A 12,618-nucleotide genomic window follows, 5' to 3' on the forward strand; every position below is an offset into this window, starting at 1 on the left:
GCAGGCGACTTTAGGCACCGTTACTTTAAATTACTGCAAGAGTTTATATACTTCTGTATCAAACCGGGCAGGATGTTGCGAGCCAGTAGGCTTTCTGCTCACCCACAGAATAGCCTTTTTGTTAAGGATAACAAATGCATACCGATAAATGGTATGGTGTGTTTCAGGAGTCGATATCGTGACAAATTACATGTCATTGACTTACATTTTCGAAGAAAAAGTTGCTCCATGGCGCTTTCCCTTTATTGTCCGTCCTCATCTTGCAGTGCAAAGAATTAGAACGATGCCCCCTTCTTCGCTGAGCTCGATGTTAAGCCGTCCGAATTCACATCAGCCACAAAGTGGAGCAAATCCCTATCAGGCTGGTCGGGACATTCATACTGTCGCCACTGTGGATATTGAGCGTGGCACTATGGTGGCTATTGATGATAGCTTTGGTTTGTGGTCGCCCGCCGTCGCTGTGTTCTTCATTGATAATGAGGGATGCCTTCAACTTTATTCGGCGACGCTGCCTGATAATTATCCGGTTAGCTCTATCGTCCGTCGATATGAAGAAATGGTCAGCACATTTGGTAATCGCCCCGCGCCAACAGATATTCCTCTAAGTCAACTTAGTCGTGCTGACACAGCTATGCGAGGTGAAGAACCCAGTGCGGGCGGTGGCCGTAGTAGTCGAATAAATGAGCCTGTCCGCCCGCTCACAAAAGCTGAGCGTTGGCAGGAGAGAAAAAATCTCATCAGTAAAGGCCGGCGTAGTGTCTATCCCGATGCGCAGACCGCTGCTAACCGTCTGGCTGAGAATAATATCGCTGTCGAAAAGGCAAAGCTCGCTCAGAATGTCTATGGCCGCGCAGGACAACCGATAAATGCGCTTGAAACCATGCCGGATGTGCCTGAGGGGTGGTTTGATATCAGTAATGATGAACAAGCGTTATCCGCAATCGGGCTTAAGTCATCAATGCTCTCGGATGGCCCTGTCGATCCCGATTTTATCGCCCGCGTTTATGCACCGGACGATTATGTATTTGGAAGTGATATGAAACCTACGGTTGTTTTTAGGGGGACCCGCCCGGAGAAAATGGCCGACTGGGGTAATAATGGTGCCCAGGGAATGGGTTTGAACTCGAATTATTATAAAAATGCGGTCCAAATCGGTAAGAGCCTTGCTCAAGCTGGTAGTAATGTGGATATTGCTGGTCACTCCCTTGGTGGAGGATTGGCTTCAGCTGCCGGAGTTGCCAGCGGTAAGTCAACATGGACATTCAATGCCGCAGGGTTAAATGGCGGGACGGTTGAGAAATATGGTGGTCAGATTATAGGTGATGGTTCTGCGATAACGGCCTACAGAGTCAATGGCGAGGTGCTGACTAAGCTTCAGGAAGTGAGTATTACAGACCTGACGGATGCCAATTTTGATATGTCTCTTTTTGCAGCGAAAGTGGGTGTCTCAAATATGCTCCCTGATGCCATAGGTAAAACCGTCGGACTTGCTGGCGGTAACGGAAGCATAATGGACAAGCACGGCATGACACAGGTCATTAACTGTATCGAAGCGCAGAAGGATGAGGACATTGGAATCATTAAAAGCAGGGTGTAGCGCGAAAAAAATCGCCTCCGCGATAGTTTTTTCTTTTCTGTTTGTTCTTTTATCGGCGTGCAATGATATGAAAAAGATAGAACCGGAAAAATATTTTACGGGTTCGCAACTGATTTTGGCTAAGGCTATTCAGTCGGCAGATCGTGAGGCCATTCTCCATCTGGCGAAAGAGACTGACCTTAATAGACCTGGGGCTGAGGAGCTGACACTTTTATTTTTCGCAATGAATGAGTGTTTTTACAATAATAACCCTCCTGAGCGATTGCAGATCATAACGGATTTGGTTCATGCAGGAGCAGATCCCCTACAGCCGCAAATGAATATGCCGGGTAGCCCCGCTGAGGTTGCCGCAAAAGGTGACAAGGACATCTGGTTGAAGGCGATGCTCGATGGTGGGCTGGATCCTAACGCCAGGGATAAGTTGCATCATGAGGCCCTTATTTTTTCGACGATTAAATCAACAAATAATTCAACGCTGGCGCTGCTAATCAAGCGGGGAGCCGATATCAACACTCGAGACTCCTTAGGCCAAACGCCGCTTGTTGACGCTTTTTTTAGATCAGAATTTGAGAAGGTTTTTTTTCTGCTGGACAACGGTGCTGATCCCAATCCGGTGAATAAGCAAGGTCGTTCCTTCAGGCAGATGGTTGATTTTGAACTTCAAAGGATCAAAAAAGGCAGTGAATATTACGATAATTTATTGAAATTAAAAGAAAAAATAGACAGCCTGTCTCAATGATGTGCTGGAAAGAGTGATGTGTGGCGCAGGCTCTGTAACCTAAGGGACGGAGTCTGTGCCACACCCTCCGTGAAATTCCCCCACTCGCCAGTCATAAAATGCGCCTCGCCGTACCAGGGTTATGAATGCGCAACATCCGCGAATTTTCGCCCATCACCCATACCCCCGGAGTGCGGTTAATTCTTCTTCTGTTTCCCGGCTCGTGAGATGCGTTGCCAGATAATGCCACCATCATTCAGCGCAGCCATCGACGCCAATTACCCGGTTTCACCTCTGTGTTTTTTTGCCGACAGTGGCAGGGGGCTGGCGGCCAAAATAGTGATGAAACGTAACGTTTAGCGTATGTTTTCGTATGAGTAGGTTTCTGCTCCCATAAATGCTGATGCTAAAAATTTCAGCCGTTCCGGTAACGCGCCAACAGGACGTTTTAATATGCTTACAGATAAAAAATTTCGGTTATATCACCCCCTAAAGGGGATTACGCATACTTTCGGTGACGAGTGGTTTGCGTTGAAAGCAGAAGCCTTCGCACGTTTTTTCGGTACGCCGACGTTTCTGATTGGACAGACTCTCGCGGTGATCGTCTGGATTGCCCTGAACGTTGCCGGCGTCGTGAAGTTTGACCCCTATCCCTTTATTTTACTGAACCTGGCATTCAGCATTCAGGCGGCTTATGCCGCTCCGCTGATCTTGTTGGCACAAACCCGTCAGGCGGAGCGCGATCAGGCGCATGCCCTGGCGGATGCACAACACCGGGAAGATCTGGATGACGCAATGACGAAGCGCCAGTTGTTAGCCGAGGAGCAGTCGGCACACTTGTTGGAATTGCTGAAACAAAATACGCAACTGACCGAGCTTACACGGCAAATGGCTGAGCGTATCGAAACGCTCACCCTGCAGCTTGCGAAGCGTGAGTTTCACGGACCGCAGTCATAATCTTCTGCTGGCGTGCGGGAGGCAGTGGGTGGTTATCGCAGTTATCCGATGACGAAGCTGACTGGAACACGATGCTTCTTTGCTGAGACCATAAAAAGCATGTTGAATGTCTCAGGGAGTCAAGGGGACAGACTCAGTCACCGCATCGACGCGAAAGCATCAGAACAAAAATGTGCTTAAATCAGAAAGTACCCCTCAATAAGGCAAAACCCTCACAATGACATCTCAGGAGCTCAGTTTGCACGTTGAAACATCCCGATTGCGCCTTCGTCCCGTACGGGCAACAGACGTCGCCGATCTGTACAGAATTTACGGCGATCCCGCGACGAACACGTTTAATCCCGCCGGACCATACCCGGACATTGACTACGCAAAAACGGTTCTCATTCGCTGGCTCGACCACTGGCAAACTCATGGGTTCGGGAACTGGGCAATATCGCTGCTCGATCATCCTGAAAAAATCATTGGTTTTGGTGGGCTGAACATTCGTCGCCAGGGCGACATTATGATAAATAATCTTGGCTATAGATTCTCGACGGATGCCTGGGGAAAAGGCCTGGCTACCGAATTTGCTACGGTTACGCTGAAATATGGATTTGAGACTATCAAATTTAGCGAAATTTCCGCTGTTGTAAGAGAAAACCATCTGGCTTCGCGTAAGGTGCTCATGAAAACGGGGCTACGCTATATCAAAGAAATCAATGATGTCAAAGATGCACCGCCAAGCCTCCTGTATTCACTGACCGTGGATGAATGGCTGAGCAATTCCAGATAAACCCGGCTGTCTTCACTTCTGCTCTGAATGTGACGCGGGCGTTGATGCCGCCTGATGAATGCCTTCCGGAAAGATATCCCGAAAGGCAGAGTCAGTAATTGTCGGCATTCGCGGGTACATATAAAGTGCTACGAATCCTTTCGCCGCTCTTTTTAAGCCAGTCCTGCCCCCGCTAAAGGCTTGCAGACATAGACGCTCTCTTTAATCCCGGTTTTGGCTTCGTACTGCGCCGCAACGGCCTCTTTTACCGCTGGCACCAGTGCTTCCGGCACCAGCGCGACCACGCAGCCGCCGAAACCGCCGCCGGTCATGCGCACCCCGCCTTTATCGCCGATGGTGGTCTTCACAATCGCCACCAGGGTGTCGATTTGCGGCACGGTGATTTCGAAATCGTCACGCATGGAGGCATGCGATTCCGCCATCAGGACGCCCATTCGCTGCAGGTCGCCTTTTTCCAGTGCGTCGGCAGCCTCCACGGTACGCGCATTTTCAGTCAGCACATGGCGGACGCGCCGGGCAACCACCGGATCCAGTTCGTGCGCGACGGCATTGAACTGATCGATATTCACGTCACGCAGCGCTTTTTGCTGGAAGAAACGTGCACCGGTTTCACACTGTTCACGGCGGGTGTTGTACTCGCTGCCCACCAGGGTGCGTTTAAAGTTACTGTTGATAATGACGATGGCGACGCCCTCCGGCATGGAGACCGCTTTGCTGCCCAGTGAGCGACAGTCGATCAGCAGTGCGCTGCCTTTTTTACCCAGCGCCGAGATGAGCTGGTCCATGATGCCGCAGTTACAGCCGACAAACTGGTTTTCCGCTTCCTGACCGTTGAGGGCGATTTGCGTGCCGTCCAGCGGCAGGTGGTACAGCTGCTGAAACACGGTGCCGACCGCCACTTCCAGCGACGCGGACGAGCTCAGGCCCGCCCCCTGCGGCACGTTGCCGCTGATGACGAGGTCCGCGCCGCCAAACGTGTTGTCACGTTTTTGCAGATGTTTCACCACGCCACGCACATAGTTCGACCACTGTTGCGAAGGGTGGGTCACGATGGGGACGTCCAGCGAGAATTCATCCTGCTGGCCGTCGTAGTCGGCGGCGATAACGCGCACGGTACGATCTGTCCGCGTGGCGCAGCTGATGACGGTCTGGTAATCAATGGCGCAGGGCAGCACAAACCCGTCGTTATAATCGGTATGTTCGCCGATCAGGTTTACGCGCCCCGGGGCCTGAAGGGTATGGGTGGCAGGGTAGCCAAATTTTTCAGCAAACAGGGACTGTGTTTTTTCTTTCAGACTCATGGTTAAACTCCGGATTCGCGGAAATGAACAGCGCTGACCGCGCGCAGACGTTCAGCCGCCTGTTCTGCCGTCAGGTCACGCTGCGTCTCGGCCAGCATTTCATAACCGACCATAAACTTACGTACCGTGGCGGAGCGTAATAACGGCGGATAAAAATGCGCATGCAACTGCCAGTGGCTGTGATCCTGTTGTGTGAAGGGCGCCCCGTGCCAGCCCATCGAGTAGGGGAAGGAGCACTGAAACAGGTTATCGTAACGGCTGGTCAGCTGCTTGAGGGCCAGCGCCAGGTCGCTACGCTGTGCGTCGGTTAATTCGGTGATCCGCCGGACAGGCGCTTTGGGTAACAGCAGCGTTTCAAACGGCCAGGCCGCCCAGTAGGGCACCACGGCCAGCCAGTGTTCGGTTTCAACGACGGTACGGCTGCCGTCCCTGCGCTCACGTTCGGCGTAATCCACCAGCATGGGTGAGCCGTACTGGCGGAAATAGTCACTCTGCAGGCGGTCTTCACGTTCGGCTTCATTGGGCAGGAAACTGTTGGCCCACACCTGGCCATGCGGGTGCGGGTTCGAGCAGCCCATTGCCGCGCCTTTATTCTCAAAGACCTGAACCCACGGGTACGTCCGGCCCAGATCGGCGGTCTGCTCCTGCCAGGTTTTCACCACTTCTTCCAGCGCGCTCAGGCTCAGTTCCGGCAGGGTTTTGCTGTGATCCGGCGAAAAGCAGATAACGCGGCTGGTGCCGCGCGCGCTCTGGCTGCGCATCAGCGGATCGCTGCTTTCCGGCGCGTCCGGCGTGTCGGTCATCAGTGCCGCAAAGTCATTGGTAAAGACATACGTACCGGGATAATCGGGGTTTTTATCGCCGGTGACACGGGTGTTGCCCGGACATAAAAAACAGTCGGGATCGTGGGACGGCAGTGTCTGTTTCGCCGGGGTTTCCTGGGCGCCCTGCCAGGGGCGTTTGGCCCGGTGCGGCGATACCAGAATCCATTGTCCTGTCAGCGGGTTATAACGGCGATGCGGATGATCGACCGGGTTAAATTGCGTCATGATTCACCTTGTTTACATCACCCTCCGAAGAGGGGAAACCGATTCTACGGAGAGAGGAGTTTTGCGGGGGTTGCGCCGTGTTTATTCATGGTTTGGCAAGGCAATTTCTTTGCTGACACGCAGCCCCTGGTTGTCAAAAATCATGCAGTGCTGGCTGTCAAACGCGAGGGTGATTTTTTGCCATGGGCGGAAGTGCACATCGCCGGGGAGCAGGATTTTAATGTTGTCGTGGCCATAGCACTGGCCGAAGAGATAGGTATTGTTGCCGAGTCGTTCCACTACTTCGCACTGGAACTCCAGTTGCGTGCCGCGCGTGATATCCGTAGAGAGATGTTCCGGGCGGATCCCCAGCGTGACCTCCGCGCCAGGTTCAAGACGAGACGTAGTTATCTGAAGCGTTAATGAATGTCCCTGCGCGAGCGTGACCGTCAGCTCGCCCGGCTGCCACGCCTTAACGGTCGATGGCAGGAAATTCATTTTCGGCGAGCCGATAAACCCGGCGACAAACTTGTTTATCGGGTTGTAATAGAGCGCCATCGGCGAGCCCATCTGCTCAATATTGCCGTAATTCATCACCACGATTTTATCGGCCAGGGTCATCGCTTCCACCTGGTCGTGGGTGACATACACCATGGTCGTTTTCAGCTCCTGGTGCAGGCGCGCGATATGCAGACGCATCTCGACACGTAACTCGGCATCGAGGTTAGAGAGCGGTTCATCAAACATAAACACACGCGGGTTACGCACAATTGCGCGACCAATCGCCACGCGCTGGCGTTGACCGCCGGAGAGCTGTTTCGGCTTTCTGTCGAGCAGATGGCTGAGTTGCAAGGTCGTGGCGACCATCTCCACCTGACGGCGGATCTCCTCCTTCGGGACTTTATTGACCTTCAGCCCGTAACCCATATTCTCCGCCACGGTCATATGCGGATAGAGCGCGTAAGACTGGAACACCATCGACACGCCGCGATGGGCGGGGGCAACATCGTTCATCACCTCATCGCCAATCAATACTTCCCCTTCGCTTACCTCCTCCAGGCCAGCAATCATGCGCAGCATGGTCGATTTTCCACAGCCGGAAGGGCCGACAAACACGGCAAACTCGCCGTCTTCAATCGACAGATTCACATTGTTCAGCGTCACCGTATCACCAAAGCGCTTGGTGACATTCCTCAGTCGTATATTGGACATCAGCGTTCCCCGAAATTAGTAACCGTTATGTACAGCGATAAGCGCGTTGTCAGATGTTTTTGTATTACGTATAACAATCAGGCGACAGGGCTGCTCAACCGCGAAAATTCATGCTCAGACTATAACTTCCAGTGTTTTAGCGCCCTATATCGAATTTTCATTTCTGTTGCGTCTGTCACACAACTGACAGTTAATTCTCGTTTTGTTAGTCACTCAAGCGTAACGTATAACAAATTCAATTAAGCGTATAAATACGTTTTAACCCCAGTGATATCAGGTGATTTTAACGTTGTCTCATCGGATGTCATAACTTGAAAACCACTAGAATGTTATACCTTGACATGAGGGTGATAATGAAAAAGAGAACACTTACCGCACTGATCCTCTCTGCACTGGCTGCCGGCCAGCTTATTAGCCTGTCGGCGCATGCGGCGACAAAGCAGCTTAACGTCTGGGAAGACATTAAAAAGTCTGTCGGTATCCAGGACGCCGTCAAAGATTTTGAGCAAAAGTACGACGTTAAAGTGAATGTTCAGGAGATGCCCTACGCGCAGCAGCTGGAAAAATTACGCCTGGATGGCCCGGCAGGTATTGGGCCGGATGTGCTGGTTATCCCCAATGATCAGTTGGGCGGCGCGGTTGTGCAAGGGCTGCTGACCCCCCTGAATCTGGACAAAGAAAAGGTTGACGCCTTTACACCTGCATCCATTAATGCCTTCCGTCTGGATAACACGTTGTATGGCGTACCGAAAGCGGTCGAAACGCTGGTGCTGATTTACAACAAAGATCTGCTCGACAAACCGCTGCAAAGCCTGCCGGAGTGGCTCGACTATTCGAAAAAACAGCGTGAGCAGAACAAATACGGTCTGCTGGCCAAATTTGACCAAATCTACTACAGCTGGGGCGCTATCGGTCCGATGGGCGGCTATCTGTTCGGAAAAAACGACAAGGGCGGCTTCAACCCGAAGGATATCGGCCTGAATAAACCCGGCGCGGTAGAAGCGGTCACTTTCCTGAAAAAATTCTACAGCGAAGGGGTCTTCCCGTCGGGGATCCTCGGTGACAACGGGCTGAACGCCATCGATTCACTGTTCACCGAGAAAAAAGCTGCTGCGGTGATTAACGGCCCGTGGGCTTTCCAGCCGTATGAAGCCGCTGGCGTTAACTACGGCGTGGCGCCGCTGCCAAACCTGCCGGATGGCAAACCGATGAGCTCCTTCCTGGGTGTGAAAGGATATGTGGTCTCTACCTGGAGTAAAGATAAGCAACTGGCACAGCAATTTCTCGAATTCATCAACCAGCCGCAGTATGTGAAAACACGCTATATCGCCACCCGCGAGATCCCGGCGCAGAAAGCGATGATTGACGATCCGATGATCAAAAACGATGAGAAAGCCAGTGCGGTAGCGGTGCAGGCCGCGCGTGCCACGGCAATGCCGGGCATTCCGGAAATGGGGGAGGTCTGGGGACCGGCAAACGCGGCGCTGGAGCTGAGTCTGACCGGGAAGCAGGAACCACAGGCCGCGCTCGATGCCGCCACCAAACAAATTCATATGCAAGTTGAAGCCATGCAGGCCAGTAACCAGTAACCGCTTGTTGTAGCAGAACGGGAGGGCAACCTCCCGTTGTCGAAAAGGAGTCGTACGTGATTATCAGTCCCAGCGAGAATTTTGCCAAAACGCAAAGTGCTGGCCGTCATGCATGGTGCGGGCTGCTGCTGGCCATCGTGCCGGGCTTTGGTCAGTTTTATCATCGTCAGTGGTTAAAAGGCCTCATCTTTCTTGTTCTGTTGAGCAGTTTTACCGGCATTTTCTATGATTTTTTGCGCGAAGGACTCTGGGGGTTATATACCCTTGGCGAAGAAGTGCCGCGCGATAATTCGATCTTTTTGCTGGCGGAAGGGATCATCAGCGTACTGATCATCGCCTTTGGCGTGATGGTCTGGTCTCTTTCTTTGCGCGATGCATGGATTAACGGTAAAAAGCGTGACGAAGGCAAGCCGCTCAATAGTGTGCGCAAGCAGTATCAGATGCTACTCAGCGATGGGTTTCCTTATTTGATGATCACACCTGGCTTTATTCTGCTGGTGTTTGTGGTGATTTTCCCGATCCTGTTCGGCTTCTCTATCGCGTTCACCAATTACAACCTTTATCACACGCCGCCCGCCAAGCTGGTGGACTGGGTGGGATTAAAGAATTTCGTCAATATTTTTACCCTCTCTATCTGGCGTTCGACGTTTCTTGATGTGTTGCAGTGGACCGTGGTCTGGACGTTGCTGGCAACCACCCTGCAATGCACCGTTGGCGTACTGCTGGCGATTCTGGTCAATCAGAAAGACCTGCGGTTTAAGCCTCTGGTGCGCACCATCTTTATTCTGCCGTGGGCGGTGCCGGGTTTTGTCACCATTCTGGTATTCGCCGGGATGTTTAACGACTCCTTTGGCGTGATTAATAACGCGATTCTGGCGTTTTTTGGTATCGCACCGAAAGCGTGGCTTACCGATCCCTTCTGGACGAAGACGGCGCTGATCATGATGCAAACCTGGCTTGGTTTCCCGTTTGTCTTTGCGATGACCACCGGGGTATTGCAGGCAATCCCTGACGATCTGTATGAGGCGGCGAAGATGGATGGTGCCAGTACCTGGACACGCCTGCGCACGATTACGCTGCCGCTGGTGCTCTACTCGATTGCCCCGATCATCATCACCCAGTACACCTTCAACTTTAATAATTTCAACATCATCTACCTGTTTAACAACGGCGGCCCGGCGGTGGCAGGGGCAAACGCGGGGGGAACCGATATCCTGGTGTCGTGGATCTACAAGCTGACCATGTCTTCGTCGCAGTATGCAATTGCCGCGACCATCACCATTTTGCTGTCGATTTTTGTCGTCGGCCTGGCGCTGTGGCAGTTCCGTGCCACCAAATCCTTTAAAAACGACGACATGGCATAAGGGAAGAAAAATGGCTAAATCACAAAGTATCCGCCGCGAAAAGTGGATCCGCCTGTCGCTCTCCTGGCTGGTTATCGTGCTGGTATCGGTGATTATTATCTATCCGCTGGTGTGGACGGTGGGTGCCTCACTGAATGCCGGTAACAGCCTGCTCAGCACATCGATAATCCCGGAGAATCTCTCATTCCAGCACTATGCCGATCTGTTTAACGGTCAGGTGAACTACCTGACCTGGTACTGGAATTCGATGAAGATAAGCCTGCTGACGATGATATTGACTTTAATCAGCGTCAGCTTTACCGCGTACGCCTTTTCGCGCTTCCGCTTTAAAGGGCGCCAGAACGGCCTGATGCTGTTTTTGCTGTTGCAGATGATCCCGCAGTTCTCTGCGCTTATCGCCATCTTCGTGCTGTCGCAACTGCTGGGGTTGATCAACAGCCATATGGCGCTGGTGCTGATCTACGTTGCCGGAATGATCCCGATGAATACGTACCTGATGAAGGGCTATCTCGACGCCATTCCGCGCGATCTGGACGAATCGGCTCGCATGGACGGTGCCAGCAACTTCCGCATCTTTATCGAGATCATTATGCCGCTGTCCAAGCCGATTGTGGCGGTGGTCGCGCTGTTCTCCTTCACCGGACCGCTGGGGGATTTCATTCTCTCCAGCACCATTTTACGCACCCCGGACAAATACACGCTGCCGATAGGTCTGTACAACCTGGTGGCACAAAAAATGGGGGCCAGTTACACCACCTACGCGGCGGGCGCGGTGTTAATCGCCGTGCCGGTGGCCATTCTCTACCTTGCCTTACAAAAATACTTCGTCTCCGGTCTCACCTCCGGCAGCACTAAAGGATAACCACATGAAAAGATTTACACCCGCTCTGCTTGCTGTTTGTCTCTGTAGTTTGTCCGCCAGCGCTTTTGCCGCCGACGCGTTAAAGACGCGCCCGTTCAGCGGCATGCCAGCCGACTTTATTAAAGGGGCAGATATCTCAACCCTGCTGGATGCCGAAAAGCACGGGGCGAAGTTTTATAACGACAAGAATCAGCCGCAAGATGCGCTCGCCATCCTGAAAGCCAATGGCGTGAACTATGTGCGTCTGCGTTTATGGGTCGACCCGAAAGATGCGCAAGGCCAGGCCTACGGCGGCGGCGATAACGATCTGGCGACCACGCTCGCGCTGGCAAAACGCGCGAAAGCGCAGGGAATGAAGCTGCTGCTCGATTTCCACTACAGTGATTTCTGGACCGACCCGGGCAAACAATTCAAACCGAAAGCCTGGGAAAAAATGGATTATCCGCAGCTAAAAACGGCGATCCATGACTATACCCGCGACACCATTGCCCGTTTTAAACAGGAGGGTGTGCTGCCGGATATGGTGCAAATCGGCAATGAAATTAACTCCGGCATGCTGTGGCCGGAAGGCAAAAGCTGGGGGCAGGGCGGCGGTGAGTTTGACCGACTGGCAGGGTTGCTCAATTCCGCTATCGACGGGCTTAAAGAGAACCTGAAAAACGGCGAACAGGTGAAGATTATGCTGCACCTGGCCGAAGGCACGAAAAACGATACCTTCCGCTGGTGGTTTGATGAAATCACGAAACGCAATGTGCCGTTCGATGTGATTGGCTTGTCGATGTACACCTACTGGAACGGGCCGATCAGCGCGTTGCAGAGCAATATGGACGACATCAGCAAACGCTACAACAAAGATGTCATTGTGGTGGAAGCGGCTTATGGCTATACGCTGGCCAACTGCGATAACGCTGAAAATAGCTTTCAGGAAAAAGAAGAGAAAGCAGGCGGCTACCCTGGCACCGTGCAGGGGCAATATGACTATATCCACGATTTAATGCAGTCGGTTGCCAATGTTCAGGGCCATCGCGGCAAAGGTATTTTTTATTGGGAACCGACCTGGATTGCGGTTCCCGGAAATACCTGGGCGACGCAGGCGGGAATGAATTATATCAACGACAAATGGAAAGAAGGCAATGCGCGGGAAAACCAGGCGTTGTTTGATTGTCAGGGGAAAGTACTGCCGTCGGTGAAAGTTTTTAATTAACTCTGGTGTTG

11 protein-coding genes are annotated in these 12,618 nt (G+C 52.5%); 8 read left to right on the forward strand and 3 right to left on the reverse strand.

Annotation, left to right across the window (positions count from 1 at the left end; genetic code table 11):
- The first annotated feature begins 190 nt into the window (after window positions 1-190).
- The 4 genes from AB182_RS11000 (at window position 191) to AB182_RS11015 (ending at window position 4,047) form a co-directional block, all read left to right on the forward strand.
- Window positions 191-1,597 (forward strand): hypothetical protein, encoded by a 1,407-nt coding sequence (locus AB182_RS11000; protein WP_047370117.1) that lies wholly within the window; start codon window positions 191-193, stop codon window positions 1,595-1,597.
- Complete coding sequence (locus AB182_RS11005) at window positions 1,572-2,336, forward strand: ankyrin repeat domain-containing protein (RefSeq protein ID WP_223883586.1); 765 nt, start codon at window positions 1,572-1,574, stop codon at window positions 2,334-2,336. Before AB182_RS11000 ends, AB182_RS11005 begins: the two co-directional genes overlap by 26 nt.
- A gap of 432 nt (window positions 2,337-2,768) precedes the next feature.
- Window positions 2,769-3,272 carry a DUF1003 domain-containing protein gene (locus AB182_RS11010; RefSeq protein ID WP_047370118.1) on the forward strand — a complete coding sequence of 168 codons (504 nt, stop codon included), beginning with the start codon at window positions 2,769-2,771 and terminating at the stop codon, window positions 3,270-3,272.
- A 238-nt stretch (window positions 3,273-3,510) separates the two neighbouring features.
- Window positions 3,511-4,047 carry a GNAT family N-acetyltransferase gene (locus AB182_RS11015; protein WP_047370119.1) on the forward strand — a complete coding sequence of 179 codons (537 nt, stop codon included), beginning with the start codon at window positions 3,511-3,513 and terminating at the stop codon, window positions 4,045-4,047.
- A 152-nt stretch (window positions 4,048-4,199) separates the two neighbouring features.
- On the opposite strand, the gene galK is transcribed toward AB182_RS11015, so the two are convergent.
- From galK to AB182_RS11030, 3 genes are all read right to left on the reverse strand, one after another.
- The gene (galK, locus tag AB182_RS11020; protein ID WP_047370120.1) at window positions 4,200-5,348 is read right to left on the reverse strand and encodes a galactokinase; all 1,149 of its coding nucleotides are present in this window, start codon (window positions 5,346-5,348) and stop codon (window positions 4,200-4,202) included.
- A 2-nt stretch (window positions 5,349-5,350) separates the two neighbouring features.
- Window positions 5,351-6,397, reverse strand: coding sequence for a galactose-1-phosphate uridylyltransferase (gene galT, locus AB182_RS11025; protein WP_047370121.1), 1,047 nt, complete (start codon window positions 6,395-6,397; stop codon window positions 5,351-5,353).
- A gap of 81 nt (window positions 6,398-6,478) precedes the next feature.
- Window positions 6,479-7,588, reverse strand: a complete 1,110-nt coding sequence (locus AB182_RS11030; RefSeq protein WP_047370122.1) for an ABC transporter ATP-binding protein — start codon at window positions 7,586-7,588, stop codon at window positions 6,479-6,481.
- A 353-nt stretch (window positions 7,589-7,941) separates the two neighbouring features.
- On the opposite strand from AB182_RS11030, the gene AB182_RS11035 reads away from it, so the two are divergent.
- From AB182_RS11035 to AB182_RS11050, 4 genes are read left to right on the forward strand one after another with little or no spacing between them, the layout of a single operon-like run.
- Window positions 7,942-9,177, forward strand: a complete 1,236-nt coding sequence (locus AB182_RS11035; protein WP_047370123.1) for an extracellular solute-binding protein — start codon at window positions 7,942-7,944, stop codon at window positions 9,175-9,177.
- Window positions 9,178-9,233: 56 nt separating this feature from the next.
- The gene (locus AB182_RS11040) at window positions 9,234-10,541 is read left to right on the forward strand and encodes a carbohydrate ABC transporter permease (protein WP_047370124.1); all 1,308 of its coding nucleotides are present in this window, start codon (window positions 9,234-9,236) and stop codon (window positions 10,539-10,541) included.
- Window positions 10,542-10,551: 10 nt separating this feature from the next.
- Window positions 10,552-11,403: a sugar ABC transporter permease gene (locus tag AB182_RS11045; protein ID WP_047370125.1), complete on the forward strand. Its 852-nt coding sequence runs from the start codon at window positions 10,552-10,554 to the stop codon at window positions 11,401-11,403.
- Between the two features lie 4 nt (window positions 11,404-11,407).
- On the forward strand, window positions 11,408-12,607 hold the full coding sequence (locus AB182_RS11050) for a glycoside hydrolase family 53 protein (protein WP_047370126.1): 1,200 nt from the start codon (window positions 11,408-11,410) through the stop codon (window positions 12,605-12,607).
- Window positions 12,608-12,618 lie beyond the last annotated feature (11 nt).

Source organism: Phytobacter ursingii (assembly GCF_001022135.1).
In the GTDB taxonomy this organism is placed as follows: Bacteria; Pseudomonadota; Gammaproteobacteria; order Enterobacterales; family Enterobacteriaceae; genus Phytobacter; species Phytobacter ursingii.

Bases quoted from the DNA above. Each gene is read 5' to 3' on its own strand.
- AB182_RS11035 (WP_047370123.1), top strand. From the start codon at position 7,942: ATGAAAAAGAGAACACTTACCGCACTGATCCTCTCTGCACTGGCTGCC.
- AB182_RS11000 (WP_047370117.1), top strand. From the start codon at position 191: ATGTCATTGACTTACATTTTCGAAGAAAAAGTTGCTCCATGGCGCTTT.
- AB182_RS11030 (WP_047370122.1), bottom strand. From the start codon at position 7,588: ATGTCCAATATACGACTGAGGAATGTCACCAAGCGCTTTGGTGATACG.
- galT (WP_047370121.1), bottom strand. From the start codon at position 6,397: ATGACGCAATTTAACCCGGTCGATCATCCGCATCGCCGTTATAACCCG.
- AB182_RS11045 (WP_047370125.1), top strand. From the start codon at position 10,552: ATGGCTAAATCACAAAGTATCCGCCGCGAAAAGTGGATCCGCCTGTCG.
- AB182_RS11050 (WP_047370126.1), top strand. From the start codon at position 11,408: ATGAAAAGATTTACACCCGCTCTGCTTGCTGTTTGTCTCTGTAGTTTG.
- AB182_RS11010 (WP_047370118.1), top strand. From the start codon at position 2,769: ATGCTTACAGATAAAAAATTTCGGTTATATCACCCCCTAAAGGGGATT.
- galK (WP_047370120.1), bottom strand. From the start codon at position 5,348: ATGAGTCTGAAAGAAAAAACACAGTCCCTGTTTGCTGAAAAATTTGGC.